The sequence below is a fragment of the Polyangiaceae bacterium genome (genome assembly GCA_015075635.1).
Lineage (GTDB): Bacteria > Myxococcota_A > Polyangia > Polyangiales > Polyangiaceae > JADJKB01.
Genome location: JABTUA010000001.1, coordinates 1438532 through 1456633, shown reverse-complemented (window position 1 = coordinate 1456633; position 18102 = coordinate 1438532). Strand labels below are relative to the sequence as shown.

Genomic DNA, 18102 nt, shown 5'->3' with positions numbered 1-18102 from the left:
GGAAATCAGGCTTCGCTGCTCCGGGAGCCCTCGCTGCCCGGCGCGGGCTCGTCCTGCACGGGCTCGGCCGCCGGTGAGGGCTCGGAGCCCGAGCTGGCGCTCGCGGCGGGTGTCGGCTCGGTCATCTCGATCGTGCTGTTGGACTCCTCGATCTTGACGATGACCGCGGTGATGTTGTCCTCGCCGCCGTGCTCGTTCGCCAGAGCGACCAGGCGGCGGCACGCCTCGGCGATGTCCGCGTTGCCGCTCATGACTTCGAGAATCTCACCGTCGTCGATCATCCCGGACAGCCCGTCGGAGCACAGCACGTACAGGTCCCCGGCCTGAGCGTCGTCGCTCTGAAGGTCCACGGTGACGTGGTCCTGCATGCCGAGGGCGCGCGTGATCACGTTCTTCGGCAGCTCGCTGCGCTGTTCGTCAGTCAGCTCGGGCATCGCCAAGAGGTAGTCGTTGACCAGCGAGTGATCGCGGGTGAGCTGCGAGATCTTGCCCTCGCGGACGCGGTACGCGCGGCTGTCGCCGACGTGACCGATGAACATCTTGCTCTTCGTCGGGCTGAACAGGGCGCCCACTATCGTGGTCCCCATGCCGTGACACTCGCGCGAACGCAGGCTGCGCTCGATGATCTGACGATTCGCGATGCGGATGCCGGTGAGCAGCCGATTCTCTTCTTCCGAGAGCCGGGAGTCGAAGTGGAACGGCCACGTCACGTCCTCCGCAGCCGTGGCGCGGAAGAACTCCACCATCGAGTCCGTAGCGAGTCGGCTGGCCACGTCCCCGGCCCGATGCCCGCCCATCCCGTCGGCGACGACGTAGAGCTCCTGATCGTTGAGGATGGCAAAGCTATCCTCGTTGTGGTCGCGCTGGAGCCCCACGTCGCTGATCCCAGCCGCAAGTGCGCGGAGCTTCGTCATTCGGCCTACTGAAATCTTCCCGTTGTGTGTTTCCGATGTCAAGCACGCTAGACCGCGAGGATTTCCTTCTCTTTGCCGGCGATGATCTGATCGACGGAGGCCGCTGCTTCGTGCACGATTTCCTCGGCCTTCTTCTTGCCCCGCTCGACCTCGTCCTCGCTGGCCTCGCCAGCGTCCTTCAGCTCGTTCAGCATGTCGAGCGCCTCGTGCCGGGTCTTTCGGATGGCGACCTTGCACTCCTCGCCGTGCTTCTTGGCGACCTTGACCAGGTCCTTCCGGCGTTCCTCGGACAAGGGCGGGATGGGGATCCGGATCAGATCGCCGTCGGTCTGCGGATTGAGCCCCAGATCCGACTCGCGCAAGGCCTTCTCGATGACCTGGGCCTGGGACTTGTCCCAGGGCTTGACGGTGATGAGGCGCGGCTCCGGGACGCTGACCGTCGCCATCTGGGGGATGGGCGTGCTCTGGCCGTAGTAGTCGACTCGAATCGAGTCGACCATCCCGGCGTGGGCGCGCCCCGTCCGGAGCTTGCCGAGCTCGCGCTTGAGGGCCTCCTTGGCCTTCTCGATCCCGGATTTCAGCTCACCCAGCGTGTCGTCAATCATTGCCATGGTCGAACCTCGTGAGCGGCGCGGACCATAACACCCGACCCCAGGCACCGCGAGAGGCGTTTCGGGCGCCGCCGCACCGCGCTAGACTCTTGCCCGACATGCCGCGGATCCGCCACGCCGTCGCCGCTTCCTTGGCCGTCTTGGTGCTCGCCCAGGCCTGCAAGCGCGAGGAAAGCCCACCCCGCTACCCGACGGGCGGGGCTGCCACCGGCTACCCGCCGCCGAGCTACGGGCCAGCGCCAGGCCCGACGGCTGAGCCGACCGCGCCGCCGCCCGCCACCGCGCCAACCAGCCCGACCCCGGCCGCGCCGGACGGCCCCGCGGCCGCCGCCGGCCTGCCGTGCAGCTCGGACGCGGACTTCATCTGCCCCTTCGGGCGCTGCCTGGGCGGACGCTGCGGTGGCTGCCGGCGCGAGACCGACTGCAAGCCCGGCGCAACCTGCGCGAGCACGCCCGTCGGCATGACCTGCCTGCCGAGCATGGCGCCCGCCCCTGCCCCGACACCGACGGCACCTGCGCCTGCCCCGGCGCCCGCGCCGGCGCCCACGCCTGCGCCGACCGCGCCCCCGGCGCCGCCGCCCGACAGCTTCGCCGCCGCCCGCGAGCGCTGCCTGAAGCGCACCAACGAGTATCGCGCCACCAAGAACCTGCCGGCGCTGTCGCTGCGCACGCAGTCGTCGAGCTGCGCCGACGGCCAGGCGCAGTCCGACGCGACCAGCAAGACGCCCCACGGCTCTTTCGGCAAATGTGGCGAGCTCGCGCAGAACGAGTGTCCCGGTTGGAAGGGCTCCACGGACGTGGTCGTGGACACCTGCATCAAGGCGATGTTCGACGAGGGTCCCGGCGCCGGACCGGCGCACGGGCACCACAACAACATCATGGACGCCAGCTACACCGCGCTCTCGTGCGGGTTCTTCGTGGCGTCGGACGGCAGTGTCTGGCTAGTCCAGAACTTCCACCGCTGACGTTCACTTCTTCTTGGGTGGCTTCTTCTCCGCCGACGCGCTCGGGGCAGGCGCCGCGTCCTCGGGCGCCTGGGCATCCCAGAATGCCTTGTCGGCCTCCTCGAGCTTCTTCTTGTTCACGTCGTCCACCACCGCGGCTGCGCTGGCCGCCGTCTCGGTGACCGCGAGGTTCGCCTGACGCGTGACGTGCGCCGTGTACAGGCCCAGACCGCCGATGGCGAGCGCGAGGCCCACCAGCACGCCCGCGAGCACCTTGCCCCTTCCGCCTTGGGGTTGCATCTCCTCGAGCTCGAGCTCGAGGGTGCTGGGCTGAGTGGGACGCACGGCGTAGCTGACTTGCTCGCGGCTCTCCTGTGCCCACTGACTCAGCTGCTGCAGGGCGACCGCCGCCTCACGCGCGCTCTGGAAGCGTTGGGCCGGCACGCGGGCGCAGGCGCGCATGAACCAGGTGTCGAACTCCCGGGGGACGTTGGAGTTGACCTTCGACGGGACCGGCATCGGCGCCGAGCAGACCTTGAGCACGACCTCGCCGATGACGTCGCCGCCGAAGGGTGGGCTGCCGCAGAGCGCGGAGAAGGCGCAGGCGCCCAGCGACCAGACGTCGGAGGGCGGGCCTACCGGATGCGACGAGGTCAGCGCCTCCGGGCTCATGTAGTGCGGGGTCCCGAGCAGCGCTCCGGCCTGCGTCCCGCCTTCGACTTTGTGCTCGTCGTGTGCCAGCTTCGCGATGCCGAAGTCCACGACCTTGACCGTGTAGCCGAGCCTCCCCGCTTCGGGATCCCGGGCCAGGAAGATGTTGTCGGGCTTCAGGTCGCGGTGCACGACGCCGGCCTCGTGGGCTGCCTCGAGGGCGCGGGCGACCTGGGTGACGATGGTCGTCACCTCCGGCAGGAGCAGCGGTCCGCGGGTCTTGATCGCCCGCTCGAGGGGCTCACCCTCCAGGTACTCCATCACGATGTAGGGATGACCGTCCTCGGTCACGCCGTGGTCGTGGACCTTCACGGCGTGCCGGCTGTTGATGCGGGCGGCCGCCTTGGCCTCGACCTCGAACCGGCGGCGCGCCTCCGAGCTCTTGGCGAGCTTCGGGTGCACGAACTTGATCGCCACCGGGTGCCCGAGCGAGACGTGCCGGCCCAGCCAGACCGAGCCCATGCCGCCCTGGCCGATGACGCGCTCCACCGTGTAGCGCCCGCCGACGACGGTCCCCTCGAGGTTGGGCGGAGGTGCGGTGGTCATGGAGGGGAGAGAACCGGCCGCGGTTAGCTTACGCTATCCCCGTCGGCGGGTGCCAGCCCGAGAGAAGATGCGATTTCGAGTCGTCACGTGGAACATCCACAAGGGGATCGGGGGGCTCGACCGGCTCTACCGAATCGAACGCGTGGCCGGGGCGCTGCGCGAGATCGCGCCCGACATCGCCCTCTTGCAGGAGGTCGCGCAGGATCTGCCGCGCGCGCGCCATCATGAGCAGCTCGGGTTGCTCGGCGCCGAGCTCGGCATGCGCCACGCCGCGTTCTCACCCCAGCATCGCTTCACCCGCGGCGGCTACGGCAACGCCATCCTGAGCCGCTGGCCGCTGCACGACGTGAGTGAGCTCGATCTGACGATCGGCACGCGCAAGAAGCGCGGGGCGCTCTCGGCCCGAGCCCGGCTGCGCCTGGGACGGCACGCGCGCTCGGTGGTGGTGTGCTGCATGCACCTCGGCCTCGCCGGCTCCGAGCGCGACCGCCAGCTCGAGCGCTTCCTGTCGTCGGATCCGTTCCGCGGCCTGCACCGGCGCACGCCGGTGGTGCTCGGCGGAGATCTGAACGATCTCTGGGGCACGCTCGGACCGCGGCTCATCGAGCCCGCCGGGTTCCGCCGAGCGGGGCGGCTCTGGAGCACGTTCCCAGCCTGGCTCCCGATCCGCCCGCTCGACGGCGTGTTCGTGCGCGGCGACGCGGTCGTGGTCCACGCCGCGGTCTCCCGCACCGTGCTCTCCGAGTCGGCCTCGGACCACCTGCCGCTCTACGCGGACCTCGCGCTCGAAGGACTGTCGGCATGACCGACGCGCCGGACATCGTCACACCGGGTCAGGTGATCGACGACAAATTCGAGGTCGAACGCCTGCTGGGTCGCGGAGGCATGGGCGTCGTGGTGCAGGCGCGCCACCTCGAGCTCGATCAGCGCGTCGCGATCAAGCTGCTCAAGGAAGGCGTGCTCGAAGGTGACGAGGCCGTGCAGCGCTTCACCCGCGAGGCTCGCGCGTTGGCGAAGCTCGGCGGCGAGCACGTGGTGCGCGTGACCGACGTCGGACGCCTGCCGCAGGGCACGCCCTACATGGTCATGGAGTACCTGGACGGCGAGGATCTGTCCGCGAGCTTGCGCCGGCGCGGACCGCTGCCCCCGGACGAAGTGGCGGACTACCTGGTCCAGGCCTGCGCGGGCCTGGCCGAGGCGCACGCGACCGGCCTGGTGCACCGCGACCTGAAGCCCGCCAACCTGTTCCTGGCGCGACGGACCGACGGCACCACGCAGGTGAAGGTGCTGGACTTCGGCATCGCGAAGTCGATCGGCGGCACGCGCCTGACCGCCGACTTCGCCGTGCTCGGCTCGCCCCGCTACATGTCGCCGGAGCAGCTGCGCGCGCCCCGCAGCGTCGATGCCCGCACGGACATCTGGGCGTTGGGCGCCATCGCGTTCCGTCTGCTCACCGACAAGCCGCCCTTCGCGGCCGAAGGGCTCGAGCAGCTGATGGAGGCGATGCTCGCGGGCAAGCGCCCGGCCCTCGCCGAGCTCCGGCCCGGGCTCCCGGCAGCGCTCGTCGAGGCCGTCGAGCGCTGCCTGCGGGTGAACCCCGAGGAGCGCTTCGCGAGCGTGGTCGATCTGGCTCGAGCGCTCGCCGAGGTGGGACCACCGAGCGCCCGAGAGCGCGCCGCGCGCCTCGCCCGCGCGTCGTCGCCGCCGCCGCCCGAGCCGGCCGCGGCGGCGCAGGCCGCGACGGTGCCCTTCGCGGCGGTCCCCGAGGCCAAGGCCCGACCCATCCTCGAGCCGACGCTGGACGACCCGGCGCTCCGGGAGTCGGTGCGCCCGAGCCGCGCGCGAACGCCGCGCTGGGCCATCGCCGCCGGGCTGGTGATCGTGGCGAGCGTCGCGCTGATTGCGGCGGTCCTGAGCGGAATGCTGGGCGCCACGACGGGCTGGCTGCTCGGGGCAGACCGGCGCGAGGTCCGCCTGGACTACGACCCGAAGCGCGTCGATCCGGTCACGCTCCTGCCCCAGGCCGCGAAGCTCGCCGCCGAGATCGAGCCCGGGGCGGAGCTGGTGAGCATCGAGGTGGACCCGGTGGTCGGCGGCTGGGTCGATGTCACCAACGGCGGCCTGGTCTATTTCGCGTTCCAGTACGGCCTCGACGGCGGGAAGGCCGGCTGGGTCGAGGTGACGGCGGAAGACAAGGGGCTCAGCGCCATCCGCCACTCGATGCCGCCCCGCGGCAAGCCCGTGGCCCGGCCGACCTGCTCCGTCCTGGAGATTTGGAGAGCTGTCGCGGCCGCCGGTGTGCCTCCCGAGCTGCCCCTGAGCTTCGGCTACGGAACGACCCCCGGTGCGGCACGCTGGCGGGTCGAGGCAGCCGGACGCCCCGAGCTCCGGCGGAGCGTGGATGGGACGACCTGCAAGGTGGTCCAGACCCCGGAGTGAGGTTGATCGCGTACGGCGTTTCGCGGTACTTGAAGCGCATGCCGAAGCCCACGCTCGTCCGCGACATCATGACCCGCGAGGTCGTGACTCTGTACGAGGAAGACAACCTCCTGGGCGTCGAGGAAGGGATGCGGCACTTCCGCTTCCGCCACCTGCCGGTGGTCGACGACGGCAAGCTGGTCGGGCTCATCACCCAGCGCGACCTGCTGCGCATCGCGGCAAGCGTGGCTGAGCCGGGCGGGGACAAGAAGACACACAACATCAAGGAACGGCTGTTCGCGCGGGACGTCATGGCCCGAGAGCTGGTCACCGTCCGGGAGGACACCCCCATCGCCGACGCCGGCCTCTTGATGTGGAACAACAAGCTGGGCTGCCTGCCGGTGGTCTCCGACGACGGCAAGCTGCTGGGCATCGTCACGGAGGCGGACTTCGTGAAGCTGGCGCTGAAGCTCCTCGAACAGTCCCCCTGAGCCCCTGGCTGGAAAGACCGGGCAACCGGCCGGTTCTCGGGTATCCTTCCGCGCATGCGACGGCTCTTCGCGCTCCTTTGGCTTCTTCCAATTGGCACGGTTCTCGGCGCAGCGTGCTCGGCGTCCGAGAGCGGCAGCAGCAGCGGCGGCAACGGCGGCGGCGGCACCGGCAACACCGGCGGCGGCGACGCCAGCGTGTGCGGGTTCTGCATCCAGAAGAGCTACACGCCCTGCGTGGACGGCCAACCCGGCACGCCGATCGAGTGCGAGGACACTTGCACGAGCGGCCTCGGCTGCACGCTGTGCGCGCCGGGCTCGACGGTGTGCGTGGGCAACGAGGTCCACAAGTGCTCCGAGGACGGCATGAACCAGGACGAGCTGGTCCAGACCTGCAACGTCTCCGCCGGCGAGGTCTGCGGCGGCGGCAAGTGCGGCACCGCCTGCGAGCTCTCGACGGAGACGCCGTCGAACGTGGGCTGCGAGTTCTGGGCGGTGGACCTCGATCAGCAGGACGGCGGCGGCAACGATCCGGCCAGCATGCCCTGGGGCGTGGTGCTCTCGAACGCAGGCCAGAGTCAGGCCAACGTGACCATCGAGCTGAACGAGGCGCCGGTCGGGCAGCCGCTGGCGCTCAAGGTGGTCAAGCAGGTCTCGATCGCGCCGGGCGCGCTGGAGAAGGTCGTGCTGCCGACGCGCGAGCTCGACTGCGGCGTGAAGCCCAACGATTACGCCTCACCGGGAACCTGCCTGTCTTCCCAGGCGTACCGCATCACCTCGAGCTACCCGATCATCGTCTACCAGTTCAACGTGTTCGAGAACGCTTACTCGAACGACGCCTCGCTGCTCCTGCCCACGAGCGCCCTCGGCAAGTGGCACCGCGTCATCGGCTGGGGCGCCGGTCACCCGGTGCCGATCAACTTCCCGGGCCTCGGCCTGATCATCGACCGCTCCTACGTCACCATCGTGGGCACCAAGCCGGGCACCACGGTGAAGGTGCGCCCGAGCTGGCGCATCAAGGGCAACCCGCCCATCGCCGCCACCCAGCCGGGCGGCGAGATCGTGGCGAACCTCGGGCCCTTCGACGTTCTGAACCTCGAGACCGACGACGCCACGATGGCGGACGACCAGAAGACGATGGCCGATCTCTCCGGCACCGTCGTCGAGTCGAACCAACCCGTCGCAGTCTTCAGCGGCGTAGAGTCCACGGGCGCTCCGGGCCCCGTGCAGGTGCCGACCCCGCCGGGCTGGTCGAGCGGCGACACCTGCTGCCTCGATCACCTGGAGGAGCAGATCTTCCCGGTCGAGTCGGTGGGCATGAAATACGTGATCGCGCGGAGCCCCGTGCGCTCCACCGGCTCCTGGAAAGAGCCCGACGTGATCCGCTTCGTGGGCGTGGCCGAGACCGCCAACGTGAAGACGACGCTGCCCGCGCCCTACAATCAGTTCACCATCCAGCCCGGCGAGGTGGTCACCACCTGGGCCCAGAGCGACTTCACGGTCAGCGCGGACAAGCCGGTGATCGTCGGGCAGATCTTGGTCAGCAATCAGCTGGTGGACGGCCCGTACATCGGCGATCCGTCCCTGACGGTGTTCCCCCCGGTCGAGCAGTACCGCACGGAGTACGTGTTCCTGACCCCGGGCTCGTGGAGCCAGAATTGGGTCGTTATCACCACCGAGGTCACCGCCAAGACCATCATCGACGGCTCGGCGACGGACAACTGCACCAAGGAGGCCTCGGGCATCCTCGACGGCGTGCCCTACGAGTCTCGGCGCTGCAAGCTGACCGAAGGCGTGCACTACCTGACCGGCGACAAGCCCTTCGGCATCGTCGCGTACGGCTACGGCGCGGCGGGCTCCTACGCCTTCGCCGGCGGCGCCAACGTGAAGAAGATTTACGATCCGCCGCCCATCAAGTGATCCGGAGCCTGCGCCAGGCTGGGCAGGCTCCGCGGCAGGAGCGAGGGCTCCGAGATGCGGATGGTGAAGGCGAGCCCGAGCACCAGCATGAAGGTGTCGAACTGGTGTCTCGCGCCGTCGTAGGTGTGGCGCTCTCGCATGGCGGCGCCGGTGAGATCCGCCGCGAGCCCCACCGCGACGCGTGAGCTCGTGGGCAAGTCGAGCCCGAGCCAGACGCTCCCCACCGGGCCCCACTGGGTCATGCCCTCCTCGTCGCGGTCGAAGCTGTAGAGCACGCCGGGCCCGACCGCGCCACCCAGGCGGAGCACTTTCGCGGGCAAGCGGTGATCGATGAACAGCGCGCCGTAATACAGGCCTTGCGGCGTGTCGTGCCACTCGCCGTCGAAGTAGTTGGCCGGCGCGTGCACCAAGCGCCCGAGCCCCCCGAGGGTCACGTCCCGGCCGAGCCGGGCCGCCGCGGCGAGCTGCAAGGTGATCGCAGGGCCGCTCGGCTCGAGCTTGTTCTTCGCGTCTTCGTCCGCGGTCGGGTGGTAGCGCGTGCTGGTGCGCAGGTACGCGCCCCCCACGTCCAGGCGCAGAAACCAGGCGTCGCTGGAGAGCACGACGTCGGGATCCTCCTCGACGGGTGGCGGCGGTCCAGGCTCCGCCGCAAACGCCGGCCCGACGCCGAGAGAGGCGAGGCAGAGGAGCGCTGCGACCGCGGGACGCACGACGCGAGGAGGCTAACACGGAGCGGTTGAGCTAGCCTTGGGAGCCGTGCGGCTCTCCACGCGCGCCCTCGCGCTCTCCTTGTTGCTCATGGCCCGCTCCGCCTCCGCGGACGTGGCCCCACCCCCAGGGTACGTCGAGAAGTGCAGCGTCGAGAAGCAGCGCGGCGCGGGCGAAGACTGCGTGGCGTGCAGCACCTACTTCGCCGAGGCCGACGCCTGCCAGAAGCAATACGCCCCGCGGGGCTACGCCGAGCGCTGCCGCACGCGCGGCGCCAGCACTTGGACCGAGGTCTGGTGCAAGCCGAGCTCGGCCGCGGCCGTGTCGTCGCTGGCCGAGCCCCGCGACGCCGGCGGCGCTGACCCCGTGCCCCAGCCGAGCGCGCTCGCCTCGTCGTCCGCAGAACCGCCCGCCACGAGCACGCCCACGCCGAGCGGGGCTCCGACGCCGGACACGAACCCGGCGGCGCCCGGGACGAGCGCGCAGCAGTCGTCCGTCCCCAACACCGCCCCCCGAGAAAAGAGCGGGAGCTGCGGCGCGTGCGAGCTCGGGCGGCCCGCGTCGAGCAGCACACCCCTCGCCTGGCTCGCGGGTCTCCTGGTGCTCAGAGCAAGGTCACGTCGAGCTGGAACGTCCCGCTCACGCTCGGCGTGTAGCTGTCGATGATGGGTTTGTCCTAAGAGACGGCGAGCTGCGACAAGTCCCGTCGCTACGGGGGTGTACGTTCGAGCCTCGTCGATGTCCGACTCCTTCGTCCGCTACCTGCTGCTCCTGCGCGAGATCCCCACCGCGCCGAAGCACGTGGACACTGCGACGCTGGCACGCCGGTTGAAGGACCACGGGATCTGCGTGACTCGACGCACCATCCAGCGGGACCTCGAGCGGCTGTCGTCACGCCTGCCTCTGCACTGCAACGACGCGAGCAAGCCCTACGCTTGGGCCTGGCACGAGGGCGGCGGCGAGTCCTTCCGCGCTCTCGTGCTGCGCGTGGCGAAGCACGTCGAACGCTGACCCGGTATCTGCTTGACGCGCTACCGCGCGCGGCGTTCGCTCGACGCACCTTGGCCAAGAAGAGCGAGCCCGCCGTCCCGCTCACCGACAGACTGGTGTCCGAGGTGGAGTCCATGGTGCGTGCGGAGCGCTTCGTTCCAACCAAGCAGCTCGTGCGGGGCAAGCTGTCGCGGCACGACGAGGCGCTCCTCTTCGAGAAGCTCGCCCTACGAGGGCTCGAGCGAACGCCGAAGGGCGTGCGGACTCCGCTGGCCGGGCAGATCGCGTCGAGCATCGACGCGACGACGCCAGTCCCGCTGGCGGCGCTCGCCAAACGCGTGCGCGGGGCGACCGCGGCCGAGGTCAAGCGCACGCTGTACGAGCTGGTCAGAGCGGGGGAGCTCTCGTTGCTGGCCGGCGCCAGCACCGACGAGGTGACGCGACCTGGCTCGCACGTGCTGGCCCCAGCCGAGCTCGATGCGCTGCGGGATTTGGCCAAGCTCCTGCCGAAGCTGGTCGCGCGCGCCCGACCCCGGAAGGGCCTTCCGGCGAAGACTCTCCGCCGCGCCGAGGCGCGAGCCGTGCTGGAGCCGCTCATCTCTCTGTCTTCGTCGCCTGCCGCGCCCGCCGGAGAGGTCCTCGAGACCCTGGCGGCCCTCGAGCGAGCCCGGGGGCGCTCGGTGTTCGTTCCGGACTTGGTCCGCGCGCTCGGCGCCGCCGAGTCCCCCGCCGGCGCCCACCGAGCGTTGCTGGCGCTCGCGCACACGGGGAAGGTGGAGCTTCGCCCGGAGAGCGGCGTCGGCAACCTCTCTGCGGCCGATCGCGCGCTGTGCCCGTCCGACGCGCAAGGGACGCTGATCTCGTACGCCCGGGTGCTCGCGGGAGGCAGGGCATGAGAGGCCCTTTCGACTTCGAGCACGCCGACCCCTGGAGCAGCGACGTCGTCGACGTCGAGTCCCTGAACGCCCAGCTGAGCGACGCCGTGCTGTCTCGGATCGAGGAAGTGCGTCGAGCGGCTCCGCTGGGGCCCCGAGAGCTCGGCTCGAGCACGCTCTTGGGGCTCGGCCCGGCGGGCTCGGGCAAGACCCACCTCTTCGTGCGCGTGCGTCGCCGGCTGGGTCCGCGCGCGGCCTTCGTGCTCGTTCGCCCCGAGATTGGCATCGAGGCCACCCCACGTCACGTCCTGACGCAGATCGTCGACTCGCTCCAGCACCCCGCCTCCGGCACCACCGACCGCCAGCTCGACGTGATCGCGGCTTCGATGCTCGCGGCGGTGTCCGGCGAGCGGGTCGGGCCTCACGTGCTCATCGAACAGCTGCGGCAACGCGACGAGCGCCTGCGGGAGGATCTGATCGAACGCGCGACGGCCCACCTCGAGGCGTTGTACCCCGAGGTCTGGACGGACTATCTGGAGCGCCTGCTGCGCGCGCCGTTCTTGCCCGCGCCGGATCGCCGAGCCGCGAACGCCTGGCTCGCCGGCAGGGAGATGAACGACGTGCAGCTGAGCAGGCTCGGCGGCGGCGCGAGTCTCACCGAGGCCGACGTGCTCCCGGCCCTGCGCACGCTCGCCGTCGTCGCGGCCCACGGCTCGCCCATCGTGCTCGTCTTTGATCAGCTCGAGAACCTGGTGACCACGGAGCACCAGTCGTCGCGCATCGCAGCGCATGGCAACCTGATCAGCGAACTCCACGACAGCGTCCGCGGGCTGGTGATCGTCCAGCTAGCGCTCGACGCGGAGTGGGATCGCAACATCCGCCCGAAGCTGGCCGCGTCTCACCGCTCCCGCGTCGAGTCGAAGCTGTTCGAGCTCTCGTTGCCCACGCCGGATCAGCGTGAAGAGCTGGTGCGCGCCTGGCTCGGGCGGCTTCCAGAGGCCGAGCGGGGCGAGCCATTCCCGTGGCCGTTCACGCCTGAGCAGCTCCAGGCCTGGCGTCGTGCGACGGTCATGACCCCGCGCATGCTGATGATCGCGTGTCGCGAGGCACTTCAGCCCTCGCTTGCGCCGGCCGCGGCACGCGCCAACGAGCCCGCGGGCGGAGCCGAGGCACCGCCCAGCACCAGCATCGAGGACCGCTTGTCGGAGCTCTGGGCGCTCCACCTGGCGCGCGGGCGGGCCGAGCTTCAAGACGTCGCGTCCGACGGGCGTGGGCTCGACGCCGAGCGCCTGGCGAGCGCCCTGATGGTCGCCGCCGACCTGGCGGACCTCGAGCCCTCGACCACCACGGACAGGGTCACGCGCATCGTGACCTTGCAGCGGCCCGGGCGTCAGCTGCGCATCGTGCAGCACGCCCACCCCCGCTCGGTCGCCGCGGCGCTCCAGCACGCGGCTGCCGCCGAAGATCCCGCCCGCAGCGTCGTCGTTCGCGAGCACACCCTGGCGTTCTCGCCGACGTGGACCAAGGTGGACGAATACGCGCGCGAGCTGGGCGCGCGTGGCGTCGGGTGGGTCTGGCTCGCCGCAGAGGACGCGACCCGCCTCGTCGCGCTCCACGACTTCCTCGCCGCAGGACGTTCGCAGGACCTCGCAGGCTCAGACGGTCGGCCGCTCGACTTCGCCGTCGTCGAGCGCTGGGTCAAGCAGGACCTGGACTGGCAGAGCTGGCCGGGCGTGCGTTCTGCGCTGTTCGGCCTGGACCGCGAGGATGCGAGCGTCGAGCACGAGCCGGTTCCTCCAGCACCCGCGCCTCGCCCACCGACACCGAAGCCACCACCGGGCGCCGACAGCCTGCGCACCCCCACGCTCGTCGTGCTGCGTCGCCTGCGCGTAGCCAGCGTCGATCGGCTGCTGCGGGAGGTGCGCCATGTCGATCCCGGGGCAACGGCTACGAGCGTCAGCCACGAGCTGGCTCAGGCTGGGTCGGCGGTGGCGTGGTACGGCCGGCGTCTCTGCGTGTTCGTGGAGCGCGAGCCATGACCCAGCTCACGGTCACCGAAGTCCGGAACGCGCTGCGTTGCCCGCGCGTCTTCGCCCTGGGCCGGCGCTATTCGAAGAGGGTCGTGTTCCCCGTCGGTGCGTCCGCGCTCGGCTCGGCGTTCCATCGCATCGCGGATCGGTTCGCGGCGGGCACCGCCCGCCTGCCGAAGCGGTTTCACTCGCTGGCCACATCTGCGCCCGCAGACGAGCTCACCGACGCCCTCGCCGGCCTCCTGCTTCACCACCTGGTCCACGAGCTCGAGCGCAATCCGACCTACCACTCGATGCCCGGCGAGGTGGACGACCTGGCGGAGGCCTTGCGCGCCTACGCAGGCTACCTGGCTCAACGCATCGCCCGCAGGTCGGGCAACGTCGCCGCGGTGCTCGAGCGATTTCTGCACGGCGCGGAGGTGTCCGTTCGCTGCGAGCTCTCGACGCCCGGGGGCGCGGTCGAGCTGTCCGGGAGAATCGACGCGATCCACGCGCCGGACGAGCACTCGTACGAGGTCGTGGAGTACAAGCTGACCGACGAGTCCACCGAGGAGCTCGACCGGGCCCAGGTCGCGCTCTATCGCCGCATGTTGCAGCGTGATCGAGAAGCCGTGCCCATCATCCTGCGGTTCGGCCCTGGGCTCGTCACCACGCGGCTCGAGCCGCAGGCCGCCGACGCCTGGGTCGAACGCGAGCTCGTGCCGCTCTTGGGTCGCATGGCGATCTGGGTGGAGAAGCCCGAGAGCGCGCCCCCCACGAAGCGCACCGACCTGTGTCCGTCGTGCCCGCTCCGTGCGGAGTGCATCGCGCTCTACCGCGACGCCGTTCCGCCCCGCGATGACCCGCCCTCGAGCGCGTATCGGCCTCGACCGAGCCCCACCGGAGACGTCAGCCTGCCAGAGCCGGGGCGACGGGAGGCGCCTCCGAGTCAGCGCGCAGTCCGAGATCCCGACGCGGTCGCGGAGGCCACGGAGCTCGTGGCCCGGGTGGTGGGCCTCTACGCAGATCAGGGCGTTGCGGCCACCGTGCGCCAGCCACCCCGCATTGGGTCCCGCCTGATTCGCATCGAGGTCACGGCGAGCCGCGGCAGCATCAAGGAGCTCGACCGCGCCAGCGCCGACGTGCTGCATCACCTGGAGGCCGACCACGGCACAGCCGCGAGCTACGGGCAGGAGGGCTCCCGCCGCGTGATCGACGCGCAGCGCAAGCTGCCACGTGCGGTGCGGCTGTCTCCCATGCTCGATATCTGTCGAGACTGGCTCGCCGCCCGGCCCGGGCGCTTCGTCCTGGGCGAAAACGTGGACGGTGAGCCCCTGCGGGCGGATCTGTCGGAGCCGACTTCGTGCCACCTTCTGATCGGCGGCACGACGGGCAGCGGAAAGTCGATCCTTCTCCGCTCGATCGCCGCCGGCTTGGTCGAGTTTCAGCCACCCTCGGCGCTCCAGCTCACGCTCGTCGATCCGAAGCGAGTCACCTTCGGCGCGGTCGCATCGGCGCTCGGCGCGCACCTGTCGCGCGGGGTCTGCTTCGACGCCAGCGAGACCGTGGCCATCCTCGCGGATCTGGTCGCGGAGATGGAGGAACGCTACCAGCGTTTTGCCGCGCAGCGGGTCGAGAACATCGACGACTACAACGCCGCCGCGGCGCCAGGCGAAGCATTGCCCCGGCACGTGTTGATCATCGACGAATTCCAGGATCTCCTTGCAAGCAAGGACACCAAGGACGAGTTCCTGGCCTCCGTACAGCGACTCGGCGCGAAGGCGCGCGCGGCCGGGATCCACCTGGTGCTCGCGACGCAGCACCCGGATCGCAAGACCGTGCCCGCCGCCATCAAGGTGAACATGACCGGCAAGGTCGCGCTGAAGGTCCATCAAGCCACGGACTCCCTGGTCGTGCTCGGCACCCGCGGCGCCGAGAAGCTCCTCGGCAACGGAGATCTGCTGGCGGACTTGGGACGCGGTGTGGTGCGGGCGCAGGGCGCGTTGCCGTAGCCCGCGGCCCGTACCTGCGACAGCTTTCGTCGCACCCGGGGAGCGCTGACCTGTCGGTCGCGAGCCGAGGTATCGTTCGCGAATGCCGCGTCCTGGTCCCGAGGCGGAGACGGTCCACCGGCTGTGGACCCTGCTCCGGCTCATTCCCCGCCGGCCGCGCCGCGCCGACACCGGAGCGCTCAAGCGCCAGCTCGACACGGAGGGCATCGACGTCACGCCGCGCAGCATCCAGCGCGATCTCCAGCACCTCGCCGCGCGCTTTCCCAACCTCCACTGCGACGAGCGCTCCAAGCCCTACGGCTGGAGCTGGGACGGTGACGTTCCCTTGCTCGAGATCCCGGGCATGGGCCTCGCCTCCGCGGTCACCTTCGAGCTCGTCCAGGCCCATCTGACCCACGCGCTCCCGCGCAGCACCCTCAGGACCCTCGACCCCTACTTCGCTCGGGCGCGCGAGGTGATCCGGAACACGGCGAGCGCGAAGCTCGCGCGCTGGCCCAGCAAGGTGCGGGTGTTGCCACGGGGTCTGTCGATGCGGGCGCCCGAGGTGTCGCCCCGCGTGCTGGACGTGGTCTACAGCGCTCTGCTCGAAGAGCGCCGCCTTCGCGCGCACTACCGGCCCAGGCACGCGCCCGAAGCCAAGAAGTACGAGCTGAACCCGCTCGGGTTGGTGGTGCGCGACGGCACGCTGGCGCTGGTGTGCACGTTCTTCGACTACGAAGACCCGCACTACGTGCTCTTGCACCGCATGTCGCAGGCCGAGCTCTTGGACTCCGCGGCGCGGAGGCCCAAGGGCTTCGATCTCGACGCCTTTCTCGCGCGCGGCGGGGTCGGCTTCGTGCATGGCGATCCCATCGCGCTCGAGGCCCGGGTGGCCCGCGAGGTCGCCATCACCCTGCACGAGACCCCGCTCAGCGCCGACCAAGAGCTCACTCCCGCGGGCGACGAGCACGAGCTCCTGCGCGCGACGGTGCCGAACACGCTCGAGCTGCGCGGGTGGCTCCAGAGCTACGGCCCGCTCATCGAGGTCAAGAGGCCCGCGGCGCTGCGGAACGAGCTGGCGGAGAAGGCACGACAGCTCGCCGCCATGTACGGCAAGCGCGGGGGGAAGTAGCTCGGATCACCCCGCCGCCGAGAGCCTCGCATCCGCCGCGAGCTCGTCCCGCGTCGCCAAGGCCACGCTCCGCAGCGTCGCGCTCACGAGGCAAGGTGGCAACGCCGGTCGCGGCCCCGCCGCGCTTCGATGAGGTGATTCCATGCGCATCGACATTCCGGCTGACGTTCTCGAGCTGGTGGCCCGCAAGAAGCGCGACGTTCTGGCCCGAAGAGCCCAGTCTGCTGCAAAATCCTGACACACGAAGGGATCAGCGAGCGCTTGGCCGAGGGGCTGCGACCGCGGACGCTCGCGCGCGTCGGCGCGGAAAGCGAGCACGTGCCGGGGAAGCTCGCGGTCGAAGCCGGCGGCGACACCCATCGCAGGCTGGTCGCCGCTGCGCTGGCGCAGCCGAGCCCACCCGAATGCGCTCCCCCACGAACAGCGAGACCCTCTCCGGGACGTCCGGCAACGTCAGCTATGCGGCGGCTGTCTGGAACGGCGCCGTGTATCTGCGCGGCGGCGGGGTGACGGCGGCAGGCGCGCGGGAGCGCTCAACGGTTGACGGACGCCATTCCCGGCGCGCTGTAGCGGGTGCCTTCCGCTGCGCCTGGCGGCAGGATGGCGTCGAGCGCGGCGAGGTCGGCGGCGCTCAGCGTCACCGCCGCCGCCGCGGCGTTCTCGTCCAGGCGCGCGCTGCTGCGGGTGCCCGGGATGGCCACGACATGGTCGCCGCGGCTGAGGACCCACGCCAGCGCGAGCTGAGCCGCAGTGCAGCCCTTGCGTGCTGCGAGCGTCTCGACCTCCTTCACCAGCGCGAGGTTCTTCGCGAAGTGCTCTTCGCTGAAGCGCGGCAGGTTGCGGCGGAAGTCGTCCGCGGCAAGGTCCGCGCGCGAGCGCAGCTGGCCGCTGAGGAAGCCGCGGCCGAGGGGGCTGTAGGCGACGAACAGCGTGCCCAGCTCGCGACAGGTCGCGAGGAGCTCGGTCTCCGGCTCGCGGCTCCAGAGCGAGAGCTCGGTCTGGAGCGCCGCGATCGGGTGGATCTTGGCGGCGCGGCGCAGGGTCTCCGGCGCGGCCTCGCTCATCCCGAGCCAGCGGACCTTCCCCGCCTTCACGAGCTCGGCCATGGCGCCGATGGTCTCCTCGATGGGGACCTCGGGGTCCACGCGGTGCTGGTAGTAGAGGTCGATGTGCTCGACGCCGAGCCGCGCGAGGCTCGCGTCGCACGCGGCCGCGACGTACTCGGGCCGGCCGCTGATGCCGAGCCAGGATCCGTCCTCGCCGCGACGCACCGCGAACTTCGTGCACAGGAAGGCCTCGTCGCGCCGGGCCTTCAGCGCCTGCCCGACGAGCCGCTCGTTCTTGCCGGCCCCGTACATGTCCGCGGTGTCGAGGAACGTCACCCCGCGATCGAGCGCGTGGTGGATCACCTCGACCGAGCGCGCGTCGTCGCTCGCCCCGTAGAACTCGCTCATCCCCATGCAACCCAGGCCGATCGCGGTGACCGACGGCCCGTTCTGTCCGGCGCTTCGTTTGTCCATGACGGTCTCCTTTCGTACGCCACGCCTGTCGTACCGGAAAGGGAAAACGCCGGCTGAGGGCGCCTTGCATGAGTCCGCGGCAGGATCTCCTCGAGCCCCGACATCAGCGCGAAAGGCATCGAGCTCCGCAAGTACGACTCCACGGGCCCGATCAGCCGCATTCGACACAGCGTCCCGCTCGGCCGGAGCGCGTCTTGCACCGCCTCGGTCGGGCGCGCCATCCCACAGGCCATCATCGCAAGTCGGGCATGAGGCCGCGGCACGGCCTGAACGGCCGCCCGCAGCGCCTCCTCCTGGACGAGGATGGCCGCGAACAGCAGCACGT

16 protein-coding genes are annotated in these 18102 nt (G+C 70.6%); 11 read left to right on the top strand and 5 right to left on the bottom strand.

Going from position 1 to position 18102, the window contains the following annotated elements; all coding sequences use genetic code 11:
• Positions 1-5 precede the first annotated feature (5 nt).
• Together HS104_06590 and frr are read right to left on the bottom strand one after the other, a co-directional pair.
• Complete coding sequence (locus HS104_06590; GenBank protein ID MBE7479641.1) at positions 6-914, bottom strand: Stp1/IreP family PP2C-type Ser/Thr phosphatase; 909 nt, start codon at positions 912-914, stop codon at positions 6-8.
• Positions 915-961: 47 nt separating this feature from the next.
• A complete protein-coding gene (gene frr / locus HS104_06585) occupies positions 962-1519 on the bottom strand; it encodes a ribosome recycling factor (GenBank protein ID MBE7479640.1) in 558 nt (185 codons plus the stop codon).
• A gap of 104 nt (positions 1520-1623) precedes the next feature.
• On the opposite strand from frr, the gene HS104_06580 reads away from it, so the two are divergent.
• Complete coding sequence (locus HS104_06580) at positions 1624-2490, top strand: hypothetical protein (GenBank protein MBE7479639.1); 867 nt, start codon at positions 1624-1626, stop codon at positions 2488-2490.
• Positions 2491-2493: 3 nt separating this feature from the next.
• Here HS104_06580 and HS104_06575 read toward each other — a convergent pair whose 3' ends face one another.
• Positions 2494-3726 (bottom strand): serine/threonine protein kinase, encoded by a 1233-nt coding sequence (locus tag HS104_06575; protein MBE7479638.1) that lies wholly within the window; start codon positions 3724-3726, stop codon positions 2494-2496.
• Positions 3727-3793: 67 nt separating this feature from the next.
• On the opposite strand from HS104_06575, the gene HS104_06570 reads away from it, so the two are divergent.
• From HS104_06570 to HS104_06555, 4 genes are all read left to right on the top strand, one after another.
• Positions 3794-4531 (top strand): endonuclease/exonuclease/phosphatase family protein, encoded by a 738-nt coding sequence (locus HS104_06570; GenBank protein MBE7479637.1) that lies wholly within the window; start codon positions 3794-3796, stop codon positions 4529-4531.
• Complete coding sequence (locus HS104_06565) at positions 4528-6165, top strand: serine/threonine protein kinase (protein ID MBE7479636.1); 1638 nt, start codon at positions 4528-4530, stop codon at positions 6163-6165. Before HS104_06570 ends, HS104_06565 begins: the two co-directional genes overlap by 4 nt.
• Positions 6166-6233: 68 nt before the next feature.
• On the top strand, positions 6234-6635 hold the full coding sequence (locus tag HS104_06560; GenBank protein MBE7479635.1) for a CBS domain-containing protein: 402 nt from the start codon (positions 6234-6236) through the stop codon (positions 6633-6635).
• 54 nt (positions 6636-6689) lie between these two features.
• Entirely contained in the window at positions 6690-8552 is a 1863-nt protein-coding gene (locus HS104_06555; GenBank protein ID MBE7479634.1) for an IgGFc-binding protein, read from the top strand.
• Here the strand turns inward: HS104_06555 and HS104_06550 are convergent.
• Positions 8528-9262 carry a hypothetical protein gene (locus HS104_06550; GenBank protein ID MBE7479633.1) on the bottom strand — a complete coding sequence of 245 codons (735 nt, stop codon included), beginning with the start codon at positions 9260-9262 and terminating at the stop codon, positions 8528-8530. The two genes, HS104_06555 and HS104_06550, sit on opposite strands and share 25 nt — an antisense overlap.
• Positions 9263-9308: 46 nt before the next feature.
• Here HS104_06550 and HS104_06545 point away from each other — a divergent pair, with 46 nt between their 5' ends.
• From HS104_06545 to HS104_06520, 6 genes are all read left to right on the top strand, one after another.
• Positions 9309-9926 carry a hypothetical protein gene (locus tag HS104_06545; GenBank protein ID MBE7479632.1) on the top strand — a complete coding sequence of 206 codons (618 nt, stop codon included), beginning with the start codon at positions 9309-9311 and terminating at the stop codon, positions 9924-9926.
• A gap of 72 nt (positions 9927-9998) precedes the next feature.
• Entirely contained in the window at positions 9999-10271 is a 273-nt protein-coding gene (locus HS104_06540; GenBank protein MBE7479631.1) for a hypothetical protein, read from the top strand.
• 50 nt (positions 10272-10321) lie between these two features.
• The gene (locus tag HS104_06535) at positions 10322-11146 is read left to right on the top strand and encodes a hypothetical protein (GenBank protein MBE7479630.1); all 825 of its coding nucleotides are present in this window, start codon (positions 10322-10324) and stop codon (positions 11144-11146) included.
• Positions 11143-13164, top strand: coding sequence for a hypothetical protein (locus HS104_06530; protein MBE7479629.1), 2022 nt, complete (start codon positions 11143-11145; stop codon positions 13162-13164). Before HS104_06535 ends, HS104_06530 begins: the two co-directional genes overlap by 4 nt.
• Positions 13161-15146, top strand: a complete 1986-nt coding sequence (locus tag HS104_06525; protein MBE7479628.1) for a PD-(D/E)XK nuclease family protein — start codon at positions 13161-13163, stop codon at positions 15144-15146. Before HS104_06530 ends, HS104_06525 begins: the two co-directional genes overlap by 4 nt.
• Before the next feature lie 82 nt (positions 15147-15228).
• Complete coding sequence (locus HS104_06520) at positions 15229-16257, top strand: WYL domain-containing protein (GenBank protein MBE7479627.1); 1029 nt, start codon at positions 15229-15231, stop codon at positions 16255-16257.
• Positions 16258-16790: 533 nt separating this feature from the next.
• Here HS104_06520 and HS104_06515 read toward each other — a convergent pair.
• Positions 16791-17777 carry an aldo/keto reductase gene (locus tag HS104_06515; GenBank protein ID MBE7479626.1) on the bottom strand — a complete coding sequence of 329 codons (987 nt, stop codon included), beginning with the start codon at positions 17775-17777 and terminating at the stop codon, positions 16791-16793.
• Between the last annotated feature and the right edge of the window lie 325 nt (positions 17778-18102).